Raw genomic sequence first — 24,148 nt, forward strand, 5'->3', positions numbered from 1 at the left:
GTGATCAGCCAAGTAAATTAAAAAAGCCATCAACCCCCTTTAACAAGGCTTGATGGCTTTTTTGTTATTTGCTTTTTACATATTTGTATAAAGCGCTCATGTCTTCTTTACCTAATTCCATCTCTTCTGCTTTTGCAAAAGCCTTGGTTATACTTTGACCAAATTCTAAAGAAACATTTGCTTCCTCAGCCATTGCACTCATCAGTCTAAGGTCTTTATGAAGGAGTTCAAGGGCAAAGCCTGGTGTGTACTGCTCTTTGGCAATAAAATCAGGATAATGCCTGTCATAAATTCTGCTCTGAGCAAAACTTTTACTAAGAACACTATAAAGAAGGTCCCGGTCAATACCAGCTTCAGTCGCCAGATGCATCGCTTCACTTACAGCCATGGTATGCATACCGACAAAATACTGGTTGATCAGCTTCACTTTCGTCCCGCTGCCGGATGGGCCGGCATATGTAATATTCTCGCCGACTGTTTCAAGAATTGGGGTGACTTCCTGAAACACCTTCTCATCCCCGCCAACCATAATGGCTAAAGTTGCTGCTTCTGCCCCAGTTGTGCCTCCGCTAATCGGTGCATCTAAAAAGTGCACCCCTTTCTCATTAGCCTGTTCATAAATTTTCACATTCAGTTCTGGGGAAACCGTACTAAAATCAATGATCGTCAATCCTTCTTTCGCATGTTCAAGAAGGCCGTCTTTCCCCAGAATCATATTCTCCACATCATCCGGCATAGGCAGACATGTCATGACAACATCAGCTTCTTTTGCCAATTGGCTAACAGATTTCCCCACTTTTCCGCCTTGTCCGGCAAACTTCTCTTCTTTTCCTTGAGAACGGTTTTTGCCGTAGACTTCATAGCCAGCTTTCACAAGATTTACAGCCATGGGAAGTCCCATATTCCCAAGCCCTATGTATGCTAATTTTGTCATTGATCTTCCTCCTTCCGGCTCTTTATTTCCAGTGATCAGACACCAATGCCCATTCATGGACTTCAAAATCTCTTGCCCCTTCGGACACAAATGGATCCTGCTTCACCAGTTCTTCAACTTCTTGCTGGGATTCTCCTTTATAGATGACCAATCCTCCTGCGCCATCTACAAAGCGTCCATAAGCAGGGATCGTTCCTTCGTCTTTTAGTTTGTTTAAGAAATCTAAATGAGCTTGTCTGTATTTGTCACTAAGCTCCTTATCTTTCATTGGTAAAAATGCTGCAAAATACTTCATCTTACCTCTCCTCCCAAATTCCAGCAAAGGGCTGGACAATAGTATAAATTTTCAAAATGTTACTTTCACCTATTTATTTTAAACTTGTTTTCTATATAGATAAAGTATTTTGTTTTCCGGTGTTAGGTTTTATTTATTCATGCCTTTTCCCATGAATAAAACGGCCAATTATTCAAAATTTTCCATTGACTGGGTACGAAAGCGGTGGTATGTTTAGCTTGTAAACAAGGTTCATTTAAAGGGGAGTAGCGTCCAAATGGTTGGCGGGTCGTCATGACAGTGAGTTTCTCACTCGGTCCGTTGAGCTTTGAAGTCCATGTGACTCAAGGTACGCAAGACCTTTTTATGAAAGCTTTTTGGGCGGAGAAAACCAGAAGGCTTTTATAAAAGGGTCTTTTTTTGTGGTAAAAGCTCCCTCCTTTTTCTAATGAAAAGGCCTGAAAATGTCCTTACTATTACGGAGGGAAAAGGAGACAAACACTATGGCGTTCTTTTTATTTACTATTGCCGCCATTTTCACCGTGCTGGCCGCAATCAAACTTTCCACTTATGCCGATGTCTTAAGTGAGAAGTCAAAGCTTGGAGGATTGCTGGTAGGAACGCTTCTTTTAGCAGGGGCAACCTCCCTTCCTGAAGTGACAACCAGTTTAACAGCCGTTGTGCTTGATAATCCAGACATTGCTGTTGGAAATGTATTAGGAAGCAATATGTTTAACCTGCTGATCATCGCAGTATTTGATTTGTTTTACCGTAAGGAAAAGCTCTTTGGTCAAACTTCTAAATCTCATGCTTATACATCAAGTTTAGGAATGTTTTTAGGCTTAATGGTCATCTTTGCTCTCTTTGTCAGAACCGATATTTCCATTCTTGGCATTGGCCTTGATTCTCTTCTTATTCTTGCCGTGTATATAGGCGGGATGGTTTTAATCAGCAGAGTAAAAGGAGAAGCCCCGGTCCAGGGGAATGAAGAGGAATCAGACTACCATACACACGCCATTTCGTTAAAGCGAGCAAAGATAGGGTTTCTTATTGCTGCAGTAATCATACTGCTTGCCGGTTCTGTTCTTACAATTACAGGAGATCAGATTGCTGTCATTACGGGCCTGGGCTCAAGCTTTGTAGGAAGCTTCCTTATTGCAGCTTCCACATCCTTGCCAGAGGCTGTCTCAGTGCTAGTGGCTCTTCAATTAAAGAACCACAACCTAGCTTTAGGCTCCATTCTTGGAAGTAACCTCTTTAACATTATTTTGTTGTTTGTCACAGATTTGGCTTATCAGCCTGCTCCAATTCTTCAGGCTGTAAGTGATGTTCATATGATTACGGCAGTTGCTGTAACAATTCTGTCAGCTATCGTCCTCTTGTCTATCTTTCGAGGACGCAAGGATCATATTACTTTTTATCCCCTGCCTTCAGCTGTATTGATTGTTTTTTATTTTGTCTCCTCATATTTAATATTCATTGCTTAAATAAACAAGTCATCGTAAAAAGCGAGTGAAATTGAACTTGAACTGGTGGCGCACCGTATTTAAGTGCAAGCGAGGTGCCATGTAAAACAAGAAAAATGAAAAATGACTCTCACCAGCAGGTGAGGGTCATTTTTTATCTGGTTGTTGTCAACCTCGTTCATTTCAGTTTTCCTTAAGTAAAAAGGATGATCATAGCTACTCCGCCTACAATTGTGAAAGCGGCTGCCAATGTATACCCATAAATTTTCTCCTCCTGCCTAAGAAACAGTTTACTTAAAATAATAGTCAACATGGGCTCTAATGCAGCTACCACAGCTACATAAGAAACTGGTATAAACATAATTGCAGAAAAAAAACAGATCATAGCAAAGCTTGTAAAGACACCAGCTCCTATATAATATATGTTTTTTGCTTTTATCTGCCGCTTTATTTGAGTAAAGATACGCGTTTCCCTTGCTTCCACGGATAAAAATAGTATCGAAGCTACTGAAGCCGAAATAAACGCTCCTAAAAACGGGTCCGACATGCTCTCCATTCCTGGCTTCCGAAAAGCCTGACCGATCCCAAACACAACGGCAGAAGTCAGCGCTATGAAGTAACCCTTTCTCTCTCTTCCTTTATCCACAGATAAATCTGGGCCTTGCTGAACCATATAATAACCCTGGATGAAAAGGCCGCATAATACAAGAATGATACCAACCAAGGGAAGACCTGCCACTGCTTCTCCCAAAAAAAGCACAGCAAAAAGTACGGTGAACATAGGCGCACTGTTCTTAACAGCTGTTCCCCTCGTTGGTCCAATATGCCGAAAACTCATAAATAAAGTGGTTCTCCCAAGAAATGTTGTAAATACACCTGCCAGGGCAAACCACCCTAACCCCTGCCAAGTTATTGGCTGTCCTTCTGTAAGGAGTCTGAAAAGTAAAGCGGCACCCCCCAATACGATAAGATTCACCAATAACGTTGTCAGTACTCCATTATCTTTTTGTGAATGGGCCATCCCTTTTCTTACTAAGATGTTGCTGATCGCAAAACAAAGCCCTGTTAACAAAGCCAGGATAAATCCCATGATTAGCCCTCCTGCTGCCGTCTTAAGTAACATATCTGTGTTTCATCGTATGGCAGCAGGAGACTATTGTCAATTTTTTCTAAAGTGTTTCTTAAGTTCCTCTTGATGCACAGGCCCGAAGTATCTTTTTTCTATTTTCCCCTCTGCATCAATGATATAAGTCATTGGCACTCCGGTTACCTGGTACTTTTGAGAAGACGTTCCGGTTTTGTCGATTAAAACAGGCATTGATAATTGAAAATGACGGGAGAAGTTCTCTAGGTCCTTTCCTTGTGCTTCTTGTGCCGCAACATTAACCGCAAACATTTTTATTCCTGTTCCTTTTTCCTCCTGGTACAGTTGAGACAAGGCAGGAAGCTCTTCCTGGCAAACACTGCACCACGTAGTAAAAAAGGTAAGAATGACGGTTTCTCCGTAATAATCAGATAACGTCACCTCTCCTCCTGCAAGAGAAGGCAGGGAGAAGTCAGGTGCTTTCATCCCGGCTTCTATTCCTTCTTTTTCAATGGGCTGAACAACTTCTTTGACCGGCGCTTCCCAATTTTGATACATTAACCCCAATAAAAAAAACAGCCCGCAAAACAAAACAAATATGAGTCTGCCTTTACCTGTTTTCATCATGCTCTCCTCTCCGGGTCCGGGATTTTATTTTATGTCCCTCTATTATTTTTTGAAAGGAGCCCTGCTCTTGAGAATCTGGTGGTACCGGGTCATCTTAACTGTTCTTTCTATTATCATTGGAGGTGTAGTCTTGTATACATACCAGGGAAACAGAGATCCTGGATGGATGCTCATCATTCCCCTTCTTTTGGCCTGTCTTTTCTATGGAGGGTTACTGTGGGAGAAAAGAAAAAAGGATCAAACGTCAAATGAGAGTTAAGTACGGGGGAAGCTTTCTCCTTTGACCCCTGACACCTTCCCTGAATAAATACCTGACAATTGATGGAGCAGCCGAATCTTTAATAAATTCATACCCAGACTTTTGCATTCTTTGATACAAAAAAGGATTCAAAAGTAAGTCTGATGCTCTTTCCTTCACTTCTTTATAATTTTCAGTGGCGAGAGCTGCATTTCTTTCTTGTAACAGCAAAGGGTTTTCTTTCTCTACATCTTTTCGCGACGGCAAACAGATAAAAGGGATTTTTAAGGAGAGGGCTTCACTGCTGGTTACAGCATCGCCTCTTCCTATGACAATATCGCTTGTAAGAAGATACTCATAATATTTTGTTGTATGAGGTACAATGCGTATATCATGGCCGGAATGACTAGTTTTAAAGTAGAAGGAAGCTGCCTTTGAACTCCTTGCAGTTAGTAAGAGGAAGGTACATGGCACCGGCACCTTTGAAAGCTGTTTCCACATTCTTGAATATGAGATCCCTTCCTCCCCTTCTACAATTGTTATTATTTTTTTATCAGATGAAAGAGAGAATTCCGTCCTTGCTCCTTCTTTTGTATTCTTTATGCTGTCAGCTGACATGACAGGCATACCCAGAGGGACTACAGGTGCGCTTGTATTACTGCCTGCCTCTGCAAACGGAAAAGGAGTGATAATGGCATTCACACCTTTTACATCGTGCATCCTCTCCAGGGTGAAATTTGCATTCACACCGTATAAAGGTATGCTGCTTTTGCGCTCGCTTTTGTATAATGCCAGGAGATACGTATAAAGCGGGTGAATACTTACAAACAAATCAGCCTTTCTAGAAACCTTATCAAGCCATGGATACATTTTCTTAAAAAGATATCTAGCCCAAGCCTCCAAATACTTCTCTATATATCCAGCGATCTTCGAACTGTTTTCTTTAAGAAGTGTTCTCTTCTTTAAAAATTGGTGGGCCCCTGGAACGTATTCTTTTAAAGGGTCAACAACCTTGATTTTCATTCCATACGCTTTTCCTTCCTCTTTGACAGCAAGCGCAGCACGATCAGAACCGTTACATCCGGACATTGAAAAAAGCAAGACATTCACACCGGTGCCCCCCTTTGTCCCCTTCTTTCTAACATGCTATGCGCAAAAGAGGAGCGGCATGTAAACTTTAGGTGTCCGGTTTACGAGAGGAAAGAGTTTCGGGTAATATGGTAAGAGATCAATCACAAAGCAAACTAAGTATTTGATAGGACTCAAGTTGTAAACTACAGGGGTTCTTAGTTTCTCCCTGTTGAAAATGACCAATTGTATTTTAGGAGAAGAAGGGATGACAAATCATGAAAACAGTATTTTCTGGCATACAGCCGAGCGGCACATTGACTCTCGGCAATTATCTGGGTGCCATGAAGCACTTTGTAGATATGCAGGAGGATAATGAGTGCTTTTTTTGTATCGTTGACCAGCATGCGATTACCGTGCCTCAGGATAAAATAACCCTCCGTAAAAATATAAAAAGCCTCGCTGCTCTATACTTAGCCGTAGGTATTGATCCACAAAAATCTACACTATTTATTCAATCCGAGGTTCCTGCTCACGCGCAGCTTGCCTGGATTATGCAATGTGTATCTTACATTGGGGAACTTGAAAGGATGACGCAATTTAAAGATAAGTCGGAAGGAAAAGAAGCTGTCTCCTCTGCTTTATTAACGTATCCTCCTTTGATGGCAGCAGACATTCTTCTGTATCAGACAGATATTGTACCAGTTGGCGAGGACCAAAAGCAGCACTTGGAACTTACCCGGAACCTTGCTGAAAGATTTAACCGGAAATATAATGATATTTTTTCAATTCCAGAGGTACAAATCCCTAAGGTAGGCGCAAGAATCATGTCTTTACAGAATCCTGTGAAGAAAATGAGTAAATCAGACGAAAACCAAAAAGCATTTATATCTATGCTTGATGATGAAAAAACAATTATGAAAAAAATTAAAAGTGCCGTAACTGATTCTGAAAACGAGATCCGCTTTAACCGTGAAGAAAAACCTGGAGTATCTAATCTGATGTCGATTTTGTCTTTAGGAACCGGTGAAAGTCTAGAGGAGATTGAAAGCAGATATGCTGGCAAAGGGTATGGTGATTTCAAACAGGAGGTTGGGGAAGTTGTTATTGAAATCCTGCGTCCTATCCAAGAAAGATATAATGAACTCATTGATTCACAGGAACTTGATAACATCCTTGACGAAGGGGCAGAAAGAGCGAATAGAAAAGCCTTTAAGACGTTAGCCAAAGCAGAGCGAGCAATGGGCCTTGGCCGAAAAAGAAGATAGCACAAATAACTGGAAATGAAAAAAGAGAACTCTGTTAACGGAACAGAGTTCTCTTTTTTCATCTTATTCTTCAAAAATAAGTATCAATAAGTATTAATAGCCGTTTCTCTTTTTCCAAACTTTACCAACTAATAATGCAAGTGCGATGGTCCCTACTGCATATACGACGGTTAAGATCTGCATAACCAAATAAGCTAACCCGTCCATCTCAAAACCTCCCTGCCATCAAATCTATTCATTCAACTTCTATTATAAAAAAGAATCTAACACCTGTAAATGTGAATCCTAAACGTTCACATATTAGATTCAAAGCATAAGTGTGATGACAGGGGGTCTGTTCGTTTAATTTTTCTTAATGCTCTCTTCATGCTGCATATCCCACAGCTTTTCAAAAAAGGGCTGACCTTTAATCATCGCTTCACAAAGTTCGTAGTGGCGGCTTGTCCAGCCTGTTTGGATTTCTTCATACAATGCATGCCATACTTCGTCCTTATCCATCGTTTGAATCACCGGATAGCTCGTTGGTTTCCATTCCGTGTACCAGTAACGAATTTCAGCTTCGTTGCCGGTTGTATAAAGCTGGTCAACAGCCATAAACAAAAGTTGTTTCAATTGACGTTCTTTTCTCGTTAATCCTTCCATATACTGTGGGTGTGGAGATAATATGTGATATTCCTTTTCCGGCATTGCCTCAGTAATATCGTATTCTTTTTCATTTTCTTCAGCCAGCAGATCATAAATGATTTGTTCTTGTCTTGGGGTGAGTCGGCTTTTGCGTATTGGTGTGTTATATCCCAATGTATCCACGGCTATAATTCTTGTCCCATCGCAAGCGATAAAACAGTAATCCAGAGTGACCCGGGACATATTCTTTCTTAAAGAACTTTTTTGGTACACGTCCTTCAACAGAGTATCAGGCAAGTCTTCGAGTCGATTTTCAATATAATTAAACAACCGTTCTGTTACCTTGACCACCACAGCCTGATCAAGCACTTCCACACGATCTTCGCTTCGCCATTCATGAAAAGGACAGACGTTGTACCCGTTTTCTTCTCCTTCAAACCAATTAATCCAAACATCTCTTACCTGGACCATACCTTCAGCCTCCTAACTCTAAGCGCTTTGTACCCACAGTATAGTCAGAGGCAACCCAATTTATTCCATAACCTTGCTTTGTCTGAACTTTTCTTTTATTCTTTGTTCCCTCGCATTCTTTGTGGAAAATAAATGCTGACTGCTATAAAAAGAAGGCCGAGAACAAAAATATAGAATTCAACTCGGTGCACGATGAATTCCACATACGAATAAAAGGTATATCCTGCTGCCATGTAATTCATATACGCCAGAAGACTGATCCCACCCGCCACTGATAATCCAAAACCTACTAGTAAAATAAAGAATCTTACAAGCATTCTCCTCTCCTTTACTTATAGAATCATTCCTCTAAAGCAAATTTGCTTCTATCATATTTTCTTAACCTTTCGCCACGTTCGTATTATTCCCCTTCAAAAAGTCCCAACATTTTGAAGTACACCCATTATTCATCCATAACACACAGCAAAGGGCTCTCTTTTTCGTTTACAGGTGTTCTATGGTTCAACTAAAATGTAACTAACTTAAGGGAGTTAGGAGAATTAAGGATGTCCACAAATCGAGACCGCCAGCTTCAGCAATACTATAACAAAGTAAAAGAATTCGATGCCCTGATTACTGACTTAAACGCCAGAGCTTCTCATTTAGGAATTGAAACTAGTTTCACTTCTCTGCGACTGTATAAGGAACAAAAAGACCAAATTGAAGAAATCATGAAGTATTTTGATCAAGTGGAAGTTCCTCCCGAACAAAATAATGTAGAAGCTATTCTTTCTCTTTCATTAAAAGAATTTCACGCCTTCATCACGACGTTAAAAAAGCAGAAATAAGGGAAATATACATTCTACATCTACATACGCAGAACAAGTAGAATTGCTATTGACAGTGTCAGAGGAGGAAAAAATGGAAGTTATTGTATCACATACCAATTTAGATTTTGATGGCCTTGCGAGCATGATAGCAGCAAAAAAACTGTATCCCGATGCCATGCTTGCCTTGAGCGATAAACAAATCCCTCCGGTTGAAGGCTTTCTGGCTATATACCGTGATATGTTTGATTTTTATAAAGCAAAAGATATTTCCTGGGAGAACGTTACTCACCTCATTATTGTTGACACAGCTTCACCTAACAGAATAGGTTCCTTTTTAAAAGAATGCACTGATCCCTATATTACTGTTTTTGATCATCATCCTTCTAAAGAAGGCGACATAAAAGGCGATACATCAGTTCTTGAACCGACTGGAGCAGCTGTCACCCTCCTTCTAGAGGAAATACAAAGACAAGAGGTTTCCATCACGGATTTTGAAGCTACTTTGTTTGGACTTGGCCTATATACTGATACAGGATCATTGTCTTATTCTACTACCACCATTCGCGACATGAAAACAGCCGTTTATTTGATGGAACAAGGGTTAAACCTCGAGCTGGTCAATCGTTTTTCAGAGCAAGGTCTTTCATATAACCAGCAGGAATTGCTGCACGAGCTCCTCTCCAACGGAAAAGAGTATCACTTCCAAGGTTTAACGATGATGGTGACATGGCACGAACAGGAAAACTTTGTGGGAGGCTTATCAACGGTTGTAACCAAGCTTTTGCAAACAACGGGGACTGATGCTGTATTTGCTGTTTCTAAGATGGGAAACAAAGCGTTTATTGTGGCCCGCTCTTCAACCAACCGAATTGACGTTCTGCCTCTCATCAATCGATTTGGCGGTGGCGGCCATGAAAAGGCGGCTTCTGCTTCTGTGAAGGACCCTGAGCTTAAAAGCCTTAAAGATAACCTTGTCTCTAATTTGAAAATAACGGTTAAGCCTGCCATAACGGCAGACGTTATGATGTCAAGTCCTGTGAAGTCTATTCCTCCTGACATGAAAGTAGAAGAAGTGAAACAAATGATGTTTCGTTTTGGTCATACTGGCTTTCCTGTTATGGGTGAAAATGATAAGCTTATCGGCATCATTTCAAGGAGAGACATTGATAAAGCCACTCATCATGGTCTTGGTCATGCTCCAGTGAAAGGGTATATGAGCACAAACCCACTATCCATTGGACCCAAAACGACTCTCGAAGAAATTCAGGAGGTCATGATCCGCCATAATGTAGGGAGACTCCCCGTAGTTGACGATGAAAAGGTTGTAGGAATTGTTTCTCGTACAAATGTCATTGAAGTTCTTCACAGCAAGGAGCTTCAACATGCATTAGAAGAAGAGCGCAATTTAGCCAAAGAAATGAATGATCATCTGCCAGAAGAGATCTTTGATTTCCTCGAAGAAGTCAGCCATCTCGCAGATGCCTTGGAACTTAAAGTATATATGATCGGTGGAATTGTAAGAGATCTGATCATGGGACGTCCTAATTATGATGTAGATATCGTAGTAGAAGGAAACGGAATTTCCTTTGCAGAGAAGCTCTCCTCACAAGTAAAAGGGGAACTTAAAAAACATGAATCTTTTGGTACAGCTGTAATTACGTTGCCAAAAGGGTTCAAAATCGATATTACAAGCTCCAGAACCGAGTATTATAATTTTCCCGGAGCCCTGCCAGAAGTACAGTTATCTAACCTGAAAGAAGATTTGTACCGCAGGGACTTTACCATTAACGCCATGGCCATTGAGCTTAACGAAGGAAACTTCGGGCAGTTGATCGACTTTTATAACGGTCTAGAGGATATTAAAAACAAACGACTTAAAGTCCTTCACAACTTAAGCTTCATTGAAGACCCAACCCGAATTTTACGGGGAATTCGCTTTGAGATCCGTTTTGGGTTTCGATTTGACGTGGAGACAGAAAAATTTGCACGACATTCGATGTCAGCGGTCTCTTCCCTCTCCAAGGACAGAATTGCAAATGAAATTAAAATTCTGCTCAGGCAAGTAAACCCTGTACAAGCTGTTCCAAGGCTGAAAGATCTTGATGTACTGAAACACTTTCTTCCGGGTGCAGACTGCACAGAAGAAACCAAAGCATTGCTTCACACAATTGAATTCTGTTTTAAAGAGTATAAGGAACTCCTTTCTGCACAAAATAAATGGTTTATGTGTCTTATGGCCCTGTTTTCAGCTGACAAAGAAAATTTGCTTCGTGCACAAACCTATGCAGCTAACCGCCACTATAATCAAATCCTTGAAGAAGCGGTTACTCTGCTTGAAAAAGAAACTCGTTTTTCACCTTATTCACTTGGAGAAATTCATGATCAATTTTTTTCTTTTACAAACGATGCCTTATTTTTTGCCTATTCATTCTTTACCGTAAAAGAGAAAAAAATATCCTCAGAATTGATAAAGGAATATATAATAAAAAGATCCTCTCTTCCAAAGCTTCTGGACGGAAATGATTTAAAAGGATTAGGTCTTCAACCTGGGCCTCTTTTTCGAGATCTCTTATTCCAAGCCGAGAAAGCCTATTTTGATGGCTTCATTACAAACAAATCAGAAGCTCTTTCCTACGCTAAAGAACTTTCCCGCCGGAAGTAAACCCAAATAAGATAAATATGGAATGTCATCCAGCCCTGGTGAATCCTCATCAGGGCTATTCTTTAATCGATTAACATTGGAAAAGACAAACATTCTTAAAAGAATAAAATTAAAATATCCCTCTACATAAATAGCTGTAATCTGCTATAATCTAGTGTGGATGTAAGGGAGGTCAATATTTTGGAAAGCGAAGACAAGAAGAAACTATTCGCATTTAAACCGGTCTTCTTCCTTAGCTCAGTCAGCCTCTTGATTCTTGCAATTATATTCACCTTTTATTTCCAAACCTTTACTCAAAACGAACAAATGGACCATAAAGGCTTTGCAAATCAAGCAAATAGTACGGCTCTTGCAGACCCACCTTCCGGGAACGAGGAAATTGTTCTATTTGTTGGGCTTGGCAAAGAGGATGACGATCATGTAACCCCTCAGACGATATCACTAGCCAATTACTCACATAAAGAAGAAAAATTACGGCATGCACTACTATTAGAAGACAGTTATGTTTCCATCCCTGGAGGTCCTGACCATAAATTGAAATTGGCATATTCTTATGGTGGTATTGAACTTTTAATAGAAACCATAGAAGATCATTTTGGAGTAAACATTACTTATTATGCTTTATTCCCTCCAAAAGGAGTGGCAGACTTGATCGATTTTCTTGTGCCACAAGGTTTTAATACAAAAGAAATGGAATCACGCCTCACCTCTAATATCAGTTTGCTGGATGATCCTCTGCCTTACTTAGATGTTGGACAAGATCTGCCTGATACCTTGGATGGCAGTCAGACAGTTATGCTTCTTCATACTCTTAATGGGAAAGAGAACAGCTATAGCCGTAATAAGATACGTGAGGAAATAGAAAGGACATTGTTTCAAGAAACACTATCATTACCGAACAAAGAAGAGATTTCAACTTTGGTAAATTTACTGCGTAACCGCAGCGAAACAAACATGTCCACTTCTTCTATGTTCAGCTGGGTAAATAATTTGGTTCATACTCCTTACACGGAACTTGAAACAGACGTGTTTCCCCTTGAGAATACCTACCAGTATGAAACATATAGTCATGCAGGAGATGTCATTACGTGGGACCAAACGACAAATGAACGAGCTATCGAAGATTTTTTTAAAGAAAACTAAGGATGGTGGGACAAAACTGGCTCACCTAAGTAAATAAGGCTCCGATTATCTTTTTTGATAATTAGAGCCTTATTTTTGGATTCAAACCTGTTTGGTTATCCGCTGGTCGGTGCGCAAATTAGACTACAGGAATCCTAAGACTGGATCCCCGTCGATCTTACGCTTCCCATAGACAGCCTGTGGCGTCGCCCTTCGTGCCCAATGAAGATTGTCTCATCTTTAATCTCTTTTCCACAACCGGCTGCTTGCCCTCAATTTTTCTTCCGGAAATAGTGGATTGTGTATAAGCGCAAAGGATCAGCTTCGCCATCACACTTGGGTCATAGGACGGACAACCGGTTGAACGAAGGAAGCACTTAATGCTTCACCGGGTATGGCTTCAACGAGAGCATTGACGGTAAAAGAAAGTAACATCATTTTCCTGGAGTTTATAAGAAAGGTCCATCGGCAAAACGACTTGATTCATGTTATCATCTTTAAACATAAGGAAACCTCCGATTCTGTTAGGTTGTGGTGATGTAACTTTATCAGAAGGTATCCTTTTTGTGTACATAGACGTTGATGGTTCAATCACGAGATGCCTGCGGGAAAAGCAAGAGCTGAAGATCCGCCGTGGGGTTCACCCGGCTAGCTGAAGCCTTGCCCGGGGCATAGAAGACACCGTGAAAGCGAATGAAATGAAGTTTGGAACAGATGTCGTCCTTGTGCCTTAAGATTCAAGCGAGTGTATTTTTGAACAAGTAACTACTAGTATACTGGAGACAAGAAAAGGCTCTCACCACGGTGAGGGCCCTTCTTATTAGCTGGGTTTAATCCCGGCCTTTTCTTATGGCTTTTAGTCAAGCTACTCTTCAAAGCGTTTAAATGCAATTGTAGCATTGTGGCCGCCAAAGCCTAAAGAGTTACTAAGTGCAGCTTCTATGTCCTGCTTACGGCTTTCATTGGGCACATAATCCAAATCACAATCAGGATCTGGTGTGTCATAATTAATTGTTGGAGGGATAATTCCGTCTTTAATTGCTTTAATCGTAAAAATAGCTTCTATGCCTCCGGCTGCTCCTAAAAGATGCCCGGTCATTGACTTGGTAGAGCTCACTGCAAGGTTATAAGCGTGGTCGCCAAACACTTGTTTAAGGGCCATAGTTTCAAATTTATCATTATAAGGAGTACTGGTTCCATGGGCATTCATATACTGGAATTGCTCGGGTTTTAAACCTGAATCATTAATTGCCTGAGTCATTGCCCGGGCACCGCCCTCTCCTTCCGGTGCAGGAGCCGTAATATGGTATGCATCTCCTGTGGCCCCATAGCCGATGATTTCTGCATAAATTGGTGCTCCCCGCTTTTGGGCTGACTCTAACGACTCCAGGATGACAATACCTGCTCCTTCTCCCATGACAAATCCACTGCGGTCCTTATCAAAAGGACGGGAGGCAGTTTCTGCATCCTCACTTGTCGTTATAGCTTTCGCCGTACTAAACCCAGCAACAGCCATGCTTGTAATTGGCGCTTCTGCTCCGCCTGTGATCATAATATCAGCATCGCCACGCTGAATAACCTTAAACGCATCTCCAATGGAGTTCGTCCCAGAAGCACACGCGGTTACTGTACAAGAATTAATTCCTTTGGCCCCTGTCACAATGGATACTTGTCCAGAAGCCATGTCTGGTATCATCATCGGCACAAAAAACGGGCTGACTCTGCGGTATCCCTTTTTTTGAAAAAGCCTGAACTGCTGTTCATATGTTTCCATACCGCCAATGCCTGACCCAATCCATACGCCTGTTCTTCCTGCGATTTCCTCCGTAATTTCAAGGTTGGCATCTTTAAGAGCCATCAAAGAAGAAGCTACAGCAAACTGAGTGAATCGGTCCATCTTTCTCGCTTCTTTTTTATCCATGAAAGCGCCTGGGTCAAAGTCTTTTACTTCGGCAGCTATTTTCATTGGAAAATCATTTTTGTCCAAACGAGTCAATTCTCCGACACCAGATTTTCCAGCTGTAATGTTCTCCCACGTTGTTTCTAAATCATTTCCCATTGGATTAACAGTTCCCATTCCAGTAATCACTACACGAGGGGTATCGCTCATTCTTTTCTCTCTCCTTTACGTAGTGGCAAATTAAAAGTAAATTGCTTCGAGTATATCTGGTTACTTTTCATGTAATCATGGTTGCAGTAAACGCGGCCTTTCAAACGCTCCCGCTGCCTTGCAACCCCAGAGACTTTTGTTCCTCCTTTACGCGGAGAAACCGAAAAGTCAGACCGCGTTCACCCGTCCTCTTCTAAAGCTTTTTATTTTCCCCAGCGGATGGCCATGGCTCCCCAGACAAGCCCGGAACCAAAACCTACCATCACAACCAGATCATCTTCTTTTATTTTACCATTTTTCACTTCTTCAACCAGAGCAATTGGAATTGAAGAAGAAGATGTATTCCCGTATTTTTTAACGGTTACGGACATTTTTTCTTCCGGCAGGTCCAGTCGCTGGCGGGCAGCTTCCATTATTCTGATGTTTGCCTGATGAGGAATAAGAAAGTCCACATCATCCTTTGTAAGACCGGCTTTTTCAACGACCTTCATAGATGACTCACCCATCTGTCTTACGGCAAATTTAAATACTTCTCTTCCATTCATAGTAAGGTACGGATCCTGGTAAATGTGCATGGCACCTGCTCCATCAGCACCAAGGTCAAATGAAAGGATTCCCCGTCCTTCTGATACCGGTCCGAGAATGACTGCACCTGCTCCGTCACCAAATAAGACAGCTGTGTTTCTATCCTGCATGTCAACAACCTTAGACAGCTTTTCAGCACCAATAACAAGCACATTCTCATAAGCTCCTGTTTGTATAAACTGCTGTCCGGTTGCCATTCCGTATATGAAGCCTGCACACGCAGCACTTACATCCATCGCTGATGCATTCTTTGCTCCAAGCCTTTCTTGAATCAACGCAGAAACAGACGGAAACGGGTAATCAGGTGTTACGGTTGCTACAAGAATCAAATCAAGTTTTTCTGCCGGAAGATCTGCATCCTCCAAAGCTTCTACAGCTGCGTGGTAACACATGTCAGATGTATCTATATCATCGTGGGCAAATACTCTTCTTTCGATCCCAGTTCTCGTTTTAATCCATTCATCGTTTGTATCTAGAACTTTCTCAAACTCTTTATTAGTTATTTCCCGTCCCTCAGTAAAGCTTCCTATACCTAAGATTCCGGCTTGCCTCATACCTGTCCCCCCTATTTCTTTCCTACAGCTTGCTGGTTTTGTTCCTTATTTTTTATTATTTTACAGCTGCTATTATTATCACTAATTGTTATGACCTGGTTTTAATTTTAGAGGATTTCTCATTTCTTGTCTACTAAGCACAGCTTGGTGTGATAAAGGTATTGAGACAAAAGAGAGATATACATAAAAAAAGAAGCTGTCATACTTGCTTCAACAGCTTCTTGATCTTCCGTTATTAATAAAATGGACTTGACCCGTAGCCACCATATACCGGACCAAACTGCGGTCCATAGGATGGGCCGAATGAAGGACCGTAATGAGGACCATAAATTGGTCCATAAGATGGTCCGTAGCCTCCGTATCCCCCACCATATCCTCCAAAGATTAACGGACTGACTGCTAAGCCTGCTAAAAATGGCAGTACCGGAAAGTATCGCTGAGACTCACTGCTGCTTCGATAAGGAACATATTGATACATGAAACTTCCTCCCTCTCGCATTGTCACAACGTATTCTATGCCATATGCCCTTCTTCTGTGATAGGAAACCAACTAATAAACATTACACTTTCTTGTATTCATACGTTGATTGATTGTGCAGACTATCGAGAGAGGGGAAAAATTCTTTCAAATGTAAATGTTAGAATCTCTGTGCTTCAGCTCATTTCACTTGATTACAGTGTCTTGCTTGCAGAGATAACATTAGGACAAAGCATTTGGTATACCGTCCTCATTTCTCTGCTGAACGCAGGTTAAAAGGCTGAAGGAAATAATCGATACTACTAGCCATTACAGCCGGGCAAAAACTATTACGAAATTTAAAAACCCTCTGGCGTAAGAACCAAAGGGGGCAGTTGTTATTCTTTTTCCTTCTTTCCATCTTCATATCCTAATTCGTATGCTTCTCCCATAACACTCATTAACAATTCAAGTGCTGGCTGAAGATCATGCATATCCAGTTCAATTCCCTTACTTTCAAGAAGACCTCTTCCTTCTTGCACGTGAGCCATTGCGATTTGCATAAATTTCATATTAAGTTCTTGATCCATGATGTCACCTCATTTACTGAAATGGTTGCCTCAAGCTTTATTCAAGCATTATCTCCCTTAATCGTCAAGTGAGTTTCATTAAATCAGTAGGGGTATGTACACAAATTAATTTCGTTTACTTAAAAAGTTCATTTTTTCATTGAGTGTTCTTTCTGTAGACCCATTCAGCTGCAAAAGCGAGGAGCAAGGCTGCCAGCACAGAAATTGTTTCGTTTAAGCCGAGTCCTTGAAAAAGCAGTAAAAATGAAAACAAAGCAACGACACAAAAAATGAAAGTGCCAAGAAGCAAGTGTCTTATTGCCACGTCCAACCCTCCTACGTCAACTCCAGTATCTTTGTTTTATTTCATACTATCACGAGAAGACACGTAAGAAAGGTATAAATTATCAGCTTTCTTCTTTTTCTGGGGAATAAGGAAGAAAGTTTGCCCCAGACTCCTCGTAGTGCTGGGCTAACTCTTCTAGCCTTTTTACCCCGTGCAGAGTCAGATTACTTTCTGATTGTTCTTTTAAAGCTTTGTATTCTTCAAAAGACATATGATCGCCTCCTCTTTTCATCATACGCCTCAGAATGAATATTTATCCCCGCCTCCGATATTGTGCTGTAACATTCCCTCCATTTCGATAGTTTCTCATCGCATGCAAAAAAAGGCTGTTTCCCCCCGAGTGTTCACTTTGGTACAGGGGGGGAACAACCTGCTTATCTTTTAAAGAATGTCAACAATTACGGCGATTGCCAATAATAGTTGAAGCATTAACTGGATATTTACCGCTACTTGTGTGTCAGTCGTTCTAATATCCACACCTCTTGAATTTTCAACAATAGTTTTTTGATAATTTAACTGTTTTGTTTTTACTTTTTGGATAAGCTCCTGCGTGAATTCTGGAACCTCTGCATCGTCACCTATTGCTATTGAAATGATCAAGATAATCGCAGCCTGGATACCTGCTTGCAGGCTGACTGCTGCTTTTGTATCTGTAGTACGGATTGTCACATCAGCTGAATCCTTTACCAGGATACACTCATCAGAAAGCTGAATTGTTTTATTATCAAATTGACCGCTTTGGGTCGCATCATCTTTCGCTAGCGGATGCTTAACATCATCTAATGCTCTCCATTCAGTTCTTTTTGTATCTTTATCTTTTATTCTGCATGCTCTGCATTTGCAACTCAACGAAAACACCTCCTTGTTTATCTTCATTTTCATCATATGAGGCTTTTTACTGAAAGTTTGGACAAAGACCTTAGGTTATTCGTTTATTTTTTTCTTTTTTTAAGGTTTTGAGGCTTTTTATCGCCTTTTTCTTCCTCTTTCTCACTGACAACTACTTGCTTTTTAAGGAATTCATCAACCTCTTTTTGTAAACCAGTAACTACATTCCTAAGCTCGTTTTTTTCTTCATTAGAAAGATTTACTTTATCGGGTTCGATATTATATTTCTCCATTGTTTTTTTCACTAGAACTTCCATAAGTTTTTGATAGCTTTCCAACTGTCTCCCCCTCCTTTCACAGGCTTAGATGCTTTTTAACAATAAGCAGCACCGATAATGATCAGCAGGATAAACAGCACCACCAGAAGTGGAAATCCATAACCAGCATACATCGCATAAACCTCCTTTATTGCATGGGTTGCTATACTCTATGTAAAAATCCCAAAAGAGGTTGGACTGCCAACTAGATTAACAACAGAAATAGCCATGACTTTTCTAGTCACAGCTATATACAATGCTAAATGATGAAGGATGTTGACCGATAACTACTTTGCCTCAGTTTGGTATCTAAATTTAGGCAATTCAGGTGAGGGGTATGAGACGAAGGAGAAACGGGGTTATGATGTTGTTGCTTGATCGTTACATTTATAACATTAGGTTGTAATAAAAAAATAGGTTCTCCAAAAAAACAAAAAAACTGCGGTGAAACCAACGGTTCACCACAGCTTTTCTTATCTTTACTTTATTGTTGCTGCAAGGATTGCTTTTTGGACGTGCAGACGGTTTTCCGCTTCATCGTATACCATAGATTGTGGCCCATCGATTACCTCTGCACTTACTTCTTCACCTCTATGAGCAGGCAGACAGTGCAGGAAGATGTAATCATCCTTTGCATTTTTTACAAGATCACTGTTTACCTGAAATCCTTTAAAGGACTCTTCACGTCTTGTTTGTTCCTCTTCATACCCCATGCTTGCCCACACATCGGTGTAGATCACATCTGCATCTTTTACCGCTTCAACAGGATCCTTGGTCAACACAACCTTACTATTTGTCGAAGCTGCAATTGTTTCAACTTCTTTTACAACCTCTTTGTTTGGCTCATATCCAGATGGAGTTGCCACATATACATCCATTCCCATTTTTGCGCAGGCAATCATCCAGGAGTGAGCGACATTGTTACCGTCACCTACAAATGCCGTCTTTAAGCCTTTTAGAGTTTCTTTTTGCTCTTTGACTGTCAACAGATCCGCCAGCGCCTGGCACGGATGGTACCAATCAGTTAAGGCATTAATAACAGGTACATCAGCATGCTCAGCGAGTTCAGCCACTTTCTCATGAGAATTCGTCCGGACCATTATCGCATCAACATACCTAGAGAGCACTTTCGCCGTATCTTTGATTGGCTCTCCTCTTCCAATTTGTAGATCGCGAGGGCTTAAAAACAGGGCATGCCCTCCTAATTGTGTCATTCCAACTTCAAAAGACACACGGGTTCTCGTGGAAGAATTTTCAAAGATCATTCCCAAAGATTTCCCTGCCAGCAGCTGAGGGCACTTTCCCTCTTTCTGCTGGGCTTTCAACTCTTCTGCTGACTGAAGCAGAGCATAAATCTCCTCTGGTGTAAAGTCCAGGAGTGTTAATACATCTCTACCTTGCAGAGAAGCAGCTTTTTTGTCTTGTACTTGCTGTTGCATATCTTCACTTCCTTTTTAAACTGTGGTAGAGACCGCAGATAACCATTCTTGAATGGAAGTTTCTTTACTTTTCTCTCCGTTCATGGCATCAACCATCACTTTTAATGTGGACGGGTTCGTCACAATCGTCTTTCTGAATTTAAGAGAAGCCTGCCTGTATTCTTTTCCTGTTTGGTGGCCTCTTGGAGGAATGCTCACTAAGGCGACACTCTCTTCCCTTTGAATCCAATCCTGGAAATCCATTTGTGTTACACCATCTGCTGCTTTTTGGGCCGCTAGTGTATATCCTTGTTTCACAAGAGTCTGTAACGTCTCCTCGCATGCATCTTTCCACTCGGAGGCAATGTCGCAATAGACGATTCCCTTCTTTTTATACAAAAGGGGGATTTCACTTTCAGACCAGGCAAAAGCTTTATTAAACGCTTGTTCTGTGGTCTCTGCAATGCTGATAAGTTCTCCGGTTGACTTCATTTCTGCTTCCAGAATCGGGTCTAATCCAGCAAGCTTGTTATTAGAAAACACCGGCGCCTTTACTGTAAAGTATGGTGTTTCTTTTCCAAGTCCTGTATGACCACCAGTTACCTCTGTAACAGACTTGCCAAGAAGAAGACCAATGGTTGCCTCTATCATGTTAAATCCAGTAACCTTTGAAAGAATAGGCACTGTCCTTGAAGCACGCGGATTTATCTCAATGACAAACAGCTCATTGTTATCAAGTACAAATTGAATATTAAAAATCCCTTTAAAATCCATGCCTTTTGCAATGCTGCTTGCGATTTGAGCAACCTTCTCTTTTACATCTTCACTCAAGGTAAAAGGAGGAGTTACCGCCATGGAATCACCGGAATGTACGCCGGCAGGCTCTACATGCTCAAACATTCCCGGGATATAAATATCTGTTCCATCTGTTAAAACATCAATTTCCAGCTCTGTTCCAGGCATATAAGCATCTATAAGAATAGGAAATTCAATGTCATTCCCCTTTTGAGAGAGATATTCCGCTAATTCCTTTTCATCTGAATGAATAGTCATCCCCTGGCCGCCAATGACATAGGAAGGACGAAGAAGAACAGGAAACCCTACTTCTGAAGCTTTCTGAATGACATCTTCTTTATCATAGCCTGTTACACCAGGAATGTGTCGCACGTTCACGTCGCTCATAAACTCATAAAATCTTCCCCGGTCTTCAAGCTGGTCAATGATATCCGAAGTTGTTCCAAAGACATGCTGTCCCGCTTCTTCAAGTGCCTCTGTTAGTGAAATCCCTGTCTGGCCGCCAAGCTGTACGACGATTCCTTCTACACCTTCAAGCTCTGCGACATGCAGAACGTCTTCAGATGTCAACGGGTCAAAATACAGGCGGTCTGCCATTTCATAATCTGTACTTACGGTCTCAGGGTTATTGTTCATGATAATTGCTTCATATCCAGCTTTTTGCACCGCTTTTGCTCCGTGAACAGAACAATAATCAAATTCAATTCCTTGCCCTATTCTGATTGGCCCGGAACCTACTATTAATATTTTTTTCTTTCCGGTGTTCACCTCTACATCGCTTTCTTTATACCAGCTTGAATAGTAATAAGCAGTAGAAGCTGTAAATTCAGCTGCACATGTATCAACCATGTGATAAGAAGGAAGGAGATCCAATTGTTTCCTTTTTTCATAAATTTCGCTGCTTTTTGTCTCCCACTGCCCGGCGAGCCATTGGTCAGTGAAACCAGCTTTTTTGAGCTCCAAAAGAAGAGAAGGATCGACAGAACTCCAACCTATGTTCTGAACTTTCTTTTCTAAGGACACAAGATATTCCCAATTTGATAAGAAAAAGAGATTAATTTGCGTTTCCTTATGAATCTCTTCAATTGAAACATCTCTTCTGATCAGCTCCATAATAATAAAGAACCGCTGATCATCCTGTCCTTTTAGTGCCGTCCAAAGGTCACTTATCGAAGCGTCCTGCAGACTTGGGAGACTGAGACCGTCGACCTTAAGTTCCAAGGAGCGGACAGCCTTTTGAAGAGCCGATTCTAAATTTCGTTCAATGGCCATTACTTCACCAGTTGCTTTCATCTGCGTTCCAAGCTTTCTGTCAGCCTGCTTGAATTTATCAAAAGGCCAGCGAGGAAACTTAAGAACAACATAGTCCAAGGCTGGTTCAAAGCTGGCATAAGTATGGCCTGTTACCGGGTTCAGCAGTTCATGAAGATGATAACCCAGGCTGATTTTAGCAGCCATCCTTGCAATCGGATATCCAGTGGCTTTTGAAGCAAGGGCAGAAGAACGGCTTACCCGGGGATTTACTTCGATTAAATAATATTGTTTGCTGTAAGGGTCCAGAGCAAACTGAATATTACAGCCGCCCACAATCCCCAATGCTCTGATTACTTTTAACGATGAGGCTCTAAGCATCTGGTATTCGACATCGGTGAGTGTCTGGGAAGGTGCCACTACGATGGAATCTCCCGTGTGAACCCCAACCGGATCAATATTTTCCATATTACATACGGTAATGCATGTGTCATTGTCATCACGCATCACTTCATATTCAACTTCTTTAAAGCCGGCAATACTTTTCTCTACGAGGCACTGATGAATCGGACTTGCTTCCAATCCGCCTTCAATAATGTATAAAAGCTCCTCTTCATCTTGGGCGATGCCTCCTCCGCCCCCTCCAAGAGTATAAGCCGGGCGCACAATAATCGGATAGCCGACAGAGGCTGCAAATTTCAAAGCCTGCTCTTTGGTTTCAACGATTTCACTTTCAGGAACAGGCTCATCCAATTGCTTCATTAAATCCCGAAAGGCTTCCCGATCTTCCCCTTTGATAATGGATTCAATAGGCGTTCCAAGAAGCTCCACGTTATACTTGCTTAATATATCCTGCTTGTGCAAAGAAAGGGCTAGATTTAATCCTGTCTGTCCCCCGAGGGTTGCCAGCAGTCCATCAGGCTGTTCCTTTGCAATGATGTTCTCTACTGATTCTACAGTTAAAGGTTCAAAATAAACCTTATCTGCACAAGACTCATCAGTCATAACAGTAGCCGGGTTATTATTTATTAATATGACTTCTATTCCTTCTTCTCTCAAGGCAAGGCACGCCTGTGTTCCAGAATAGTCAAACTCAGCAGCCTGCCCGATAACAATGGGCCCTGAGCCAATAACCAGAACTTTTTTTATTTCTTGATTTTTAGGCATACGCTGTCTCTCTCCCTTTGCTTCTCAGTTGTTCCATAAATTTGTGAAAGATCTCTTCACTGTCAGCTGGTCCCGGGTGTGCTTCCGGATGGAATTGAACAGTGATGATTGGAAGTGTATTATGAACCAGACCTTCAATTGAACCATCATTAATGTTCTTAAAAAGGATAGAAAAATCACTTTCGTTAAGAGTATTTTCTTTCACAACATAGCTGTGGTTTTGGGAAGTTATATACACTTTCTTCGTTTCCAGATCCTGTACAGGCTGATTTGCTCCCCGGTGGCCAAACCTTAGTTTTTCAGTGTCTCCTCCAAACGCTAAAGCCAGGAGTTGATGACCAAGGCAGATGCCAAGTGTTGGGTATGTCTCCGCTAAACGTTTGTATGCCGGCAAATATGAATTAAGCTGTTTAGGATTTCCTGGTCCATTGGAGAAAAGAAGGCCATCCGGATTCAGCTGATGGATCTCTTCTTCAGCCATATCGTACGGTACGACAGTAACCTTGCATCCCTGCTCGACTAATGAAGTAACCATAGATTCTTTATAGCCGAAATCTACAAGTACAACGTGATGATTGCCTTCCCCAAAGGTTTCTGCCTTTTTCACAGCTGCATCAGCCACAAGCTGCCTTTCACCAATAGGAGTAAAGCTGGCAACATCGATTTTTTCAGGATTTGTGGTGATCACTGCCCCCATGTCTCCATGCTCGCGAATTCGTTTTACGAGAGCTCTCGTATCCAGACCTGTTAATATAGGAATTCCTGCCTCTGCCGCTTCTTTTTCAACCGTTTTATCACACGCGTAATGGTGTCCTGTTTTGTGGCACTCGCTCATCACAAGAGCTGCCGGCTGCGGCTTTTTACTTTCATTGTCTGTAAGATTGATGCCGTAATTTCCGATTAGGGGATAGGTAAAAACCACTACTTGGCCGTTAAAGGAAGGGTCAGTCATCACTTCCTGGTAACCTGTCATTCCTGTAAAGAACACGGCTTCTCCATACACTTCTTTGTCCGTATTGCCGCTTAACTCTCCTTCAAATATTTCTCCATTCTCCAACTTTAGAAAGCCTTTCATGCCTTTCCCTCCTATCCATCTGGATGTCA

Annotated in this window: 25 protein-coding genes and 1 pseudogene; 6 read left to right on the forward strand and 20 right to left on the reverse strand. The window is 41.4% G+C overall.

All coding sequences use genetic code 11. The annotated features are described in order from the left end of the window. Positions 1-64: 64 nt before the first annotated feature. Both CEF17_RS11495 and CEF17_RS11500 read right to left on the reverse strand, forming a co-directional pair. A complete protein-coding gene (locus tag CEF17_RS11495; RefSeq protein ID WP_100399650.1) occupies positions 65-934 on the reverse strand; it encodes an NAD(P)-dependent oxidoreductase in 870 nt (289 codons plus the stop codon). 22 nt (positions 935-956) lie between these two features. Next, positions 957-1,229 carry a YciI family protein gene (locus CEF17_RS11500; protein ID WP_100399651.1) on the reverse strand — a complete coding sequence of 91 codons (273 nt, stop codon included), beginning with the start codon at positions 1,227-1,229 and terminating at the stop codon, positions 957-959. A 482-nt stretch (positions 1,230-1,711) separates the two neighbouring features. Here CEF17_RS11500 and CEF17_RS11505 point away from each other — a divergent pair, with 482 nt between their 5' ends. After that, on the forward strand, positions 1,712-2,695 hold the full coding sequence (locus tag CEF17_RS11505) for a sodium:calcium antiporter (protein WP_100399652.1): 984 nt from the start codon (positions 1,712-1,714) through the stop codon (positions 2,693-2,695). A 172-nt stretch (positions 2,696-2,867) separates the two neighbouring features. Here CEF17_RS11505 and CEF17_RS11510 read toward each other — a convergent pair whose 3' ends face one another. Together CEF17_RS11510 and CEF17_RS11515 are read right to left on the reverse strand one after the other, a co-directional pair. Beyond that, positions 2,868-3,764 (reverse strand): DMT family transporter, encoded by an 897-nt coding sequence (locus CEF17_RS11510; protein ID WP_198508956.1) that lies wholly within the window; start codon positions 3,762-3,764, stop codon positions 2,868-2,870. A 69-nt stretch (positions 3,765-3,833) separates the two neighbouring features. After that, complete coding sequence (locus CEF17_RS11515; RefSeq protein WP_198508957.1) at positions 3,834-4,382, reverse strand: peroxiredoxin family protein; 549 nt, start codon at positions 4,380-4,382, stop codon at positions 3,834-3,836. Positions 4,383-4,452: 70 nt separating this feature from the next. Here CEF17_RS11515 and CEF17_RS11520 point away from each other — a divergent pair, with 70 nt between their 5' ends. Continuing rightward, complete coding sequence (locus CEF17_RS11520; RefSeq protein ID WP_157843017.1) at positions 4,453-4,644, forward strand: hypothetical protein; 192 nt, start codon at positions 4,453-4,455, stop codon at positions 4,642-4,644. Here CEF17_RS11520 and CEF17_RS11525 read toward each other — a convergent pair. Next, positions 4,630-5,733 (reverse strand): glycosyltransferase, encoded by a 1,104-nt coding sequence (locus tag CEF17_RS11525; RefSeq protein ID WP_100399656.1) that lies wholly within the window; start codon positions 5,731-5,733, stop codon positions 4,630-4,632. The two genes, CEF17_RS11520 and CEF17_RS11525, sit on opposite strands and share 15 nt — an antisense overlap. Before the next feature lie 236 nt (positions 5,734-5,969). Here CEF17_RS11525 and trpS point away from each other — a divergent pair, with 236 nt between their 5' ends. Beyond that, the gene (gene trpS, locus CEF17_RS11530; protein WP_100399657.1) at positions 5,970-6,959 is read left to right on the forward strand and encodes a tryptophan--tRNA ligase; all 990 of its coding nucleotides are present in this window, start codon (positions 5,970-5,972) and stop codon (positions 6,957-6,959) included. A gap of 342 nt (positions 6,960-7,301) precedes the next feature. Here the strand turns inward: trpS and CEF17_RS11535 are convergent, their stop codons facing one another. Then, positions 7,302-8,054 carry a YjbA family protein gene (locus CEF17_RS11535; RefSeq protein ID WP_100399658.1) on the reverse strand — a complete coding sequence of 251 codons (753 nt, stop codon included), beginning with the start codon at positions 8,052-8,054 and terminating at the stop codon, positions 7,302-7,304. Between the two features lie 95 nt (positions 8,055-8,149). After that, on the reverse strand, positions 8,150-8,371 hold the full coding sequence (locus CEF17_RS11540; RefSeq protein WP_100399659.1) for a hypothetical protein: 222 nt from the start codon (positions 8,369-8,371) through the stop codon (positions 8,150-8,152). 228 nt (positions 8,372-8,599) lie between these two features. Between CEF17_RS11540 and CEF17_RS11545 the strand changes: the two genes are divergently transcribed. From CEF17_RS11545 to CEF17_RS11555, 3 genes are all read left to right on the forward strand, one after another. Next, a complete protein-coding gene (locus CEF17_RS11545) occupies positions 8,600-8,881 on the forward strand; it encodes a hypothetical protein (RefSeq protein ID WP_100399660.1) in 282 nt (93 codons plus the stop codon). A gap of 73 nt (positions 8,882-8,954) precedes the next feature. Next, complete coding sequence (locus CEF17_RS11550; protein WP_100399661.1) at positions 8,955-11,525, forward strand: CBS domain-containing protein; 2,571 nt, start codon at positions 8,955-8,957, stop codon at positions 11,523-11,525. Between the two features lie 180 nt (positions 11,526-11,705). Beyond that, positions 11,706-12,668: an LCP family protein gene (locus CEF17_RS11555; protein WP_100399662.1), complete on the forward strand. Its 963-nt coding sequence runs from the start codon at positions 11,706-11,708 to the stop codon at positions 12,666-12,668. Positions 12,669-12,918: 250 nt separating this feature from the next. On the opposite strand, the pseudogene CEF17_RS21055 reads toward CEF17_RS11555, so the two are convergent. From CEF17_RS21055 to CEF17_RS11605, 13 genes and pseudogenes are all read right to left on the reverse strand, one after another. Next, positions 12,919-13,152, reverse strand: a pseudogene (locus CEF17_RS21055) (IS5/IS1182 family transposase); the annotation flags it as partial. A gap of 360 nt (positions 13,153-13,512) precedes the next feature. After that, complete coding sequence (fabF, locus tag CEF17_RS11560) at positions 13,513-14,757, reverse strand: beta-ketoacyl-ACP synthase II (RefSeq protein ID WP_100399663.1); 1,245 nt, start codon at positions 14,755-14,757, stop codon at positions 13,513-13,515. A 203-nt stretch (positions 14,758-14,960) separates the two neighbouring features. After that, on the reverse strand, positions 14,961-15,896 hold the full coding sequence (locus CEF17_RS11565; RefSeq protein WP_100399664.1) for a beta-ketoacyl-ACP synthase III: 936 nt from the start codon (positions 15,894-15,896) through the stop codon (positions 14,961-14,963). A gap of 235 nt (positions 15,897-16,131) precedes the next feature. Then, positions 16,132-16,374, reverse strand: coding sequence for a penicillin-binding protein (locus CEF17_RS11570; RefSeq protein ID WP_100399665.1), 243 nt, complete (start codon positions 16,372-16,374; stop codon positions 16,132-16,134). A 377-nt stretch (positions 16,375-16,751) separates the two neighbouring features. Continuing rightward, positions 16,752-16,943 (reverse strand): ComZ family protein, encoded by a 192-nt coding sequence (locus CEF17_RS11575; protein ID WP_100399666.1) that lies wholly within the window; start codon positions 16,941-16,943, stop codon positions 16,752-16,754. A 136-nt stretch (positions 16,944-17,079) separates the two neighbouring features. After that, positions 17,080-17,247: a hypothetical protein gene (locus tag CEF17_RS20400; RefSeq protein WP_198508958.1), complete on the reverse strand. Its 168-nt coding sequence runs from the start codon at positions 17,245-17,247 to the stop codon at positions 17,080-17,082. A gap of 82 nt (positions 17,248-17,329) precedes the next feature. Next, on the reverse strand, positions 17,330-17,479 hold the full coding sequence (locus tag CEF17_RS20040; RefSeq protein ID WP_157843018.1) for a hypothetical protein: 150 nt from the start codon (positions 17,477-17,479) through the stop codon (positions 17,330-17,332). Between the two features lie 170 nt (positions 17,480-17,649). Further along, positions 17,650-18,126, reverse strand: coding sequence for a spore coat protein (locus CEF17_RS11580; protein ID WP_442857455.1), 477 nt, complete (start codon positions 18,124-18,126; stop codon positions 17,650-17,652). Positions 18,127-18,200: 74 nt separating this feature from the next. Beyond that, positions 18,201-18,434, reverse strand: coding sequence for a hypothetical protein (locus CEF17_RS11585; protein WP_100399667.1), 234 nt, complete (start codon positions 18,432-18,434; stop codon positions 18,201-18,203). Between the two features lie 35 nt (positions 18,435-18,469). Continuing rightward, positions 18,470-18,547: a YjcZ family sporulation protein gene (locus CEF17_RS11590; protein WP_083465225.1), complete on the reverse strand. Its 78-nt coding sequence runs from the start codon at positions 18,545-18,547 to the stop codon at positions 18,470-18,472. Between the two features lie 345 nt (positions 18,548-18,892). After that, positions 18,893-19,852: an ornithine carbamoyltransferase gene (argF, locus tag CEF17_RS11595; protein ID WP_100399668.1), complete on the reverse strand. Its 960-nt coding sequence runs from the start codon at positions 19,850-19,852 to the stop codon at positions 18,893-18,895. A gap of 15 nt (positions 19,853-19,867) precedes the next feature. Continuing rightward, positions 19,868-23,044 carry a carbamoyl phosphate synthase large subunit gene (locus CEF17_RS11600; RefSeq protein WP_100399669.1) on the reverse strand — a complete coding sequence of 1,059 codons (3,177 nt, stop codon included), beginning with the start codon at positions 23,042-23,044 and terminating at the stop codon, positions 19,868-19,870. Beyond that, positions 23,037-24,119 (reverse strand): carbamoyl phosphate synthase small subunit, encoded by a 1,083-nt coding sequence (locus CEF17_RS11605; protein WP_100399670.1) that lies wholly within the window; start codon positions 24,117-24,119, stop codon positions 23,037-23,039. Before CEF17_RS11605 ends, CEF17_RS11600 begins: the two co-directional genes overlap by 8 nt. Between the last annotated feature and the right edge of the window lie 29 nt (positions 24,120-24,148).

The organism is Bacillus sp. FJAT-44742 (genome assembly GCF_002797315.1).
Lineage (GTDB): Bacteria > Bacillota > Bacilli > Bacillales > Marinococcaceae > Thalassorhabdus > Thalassorhabdus alkalitolerans.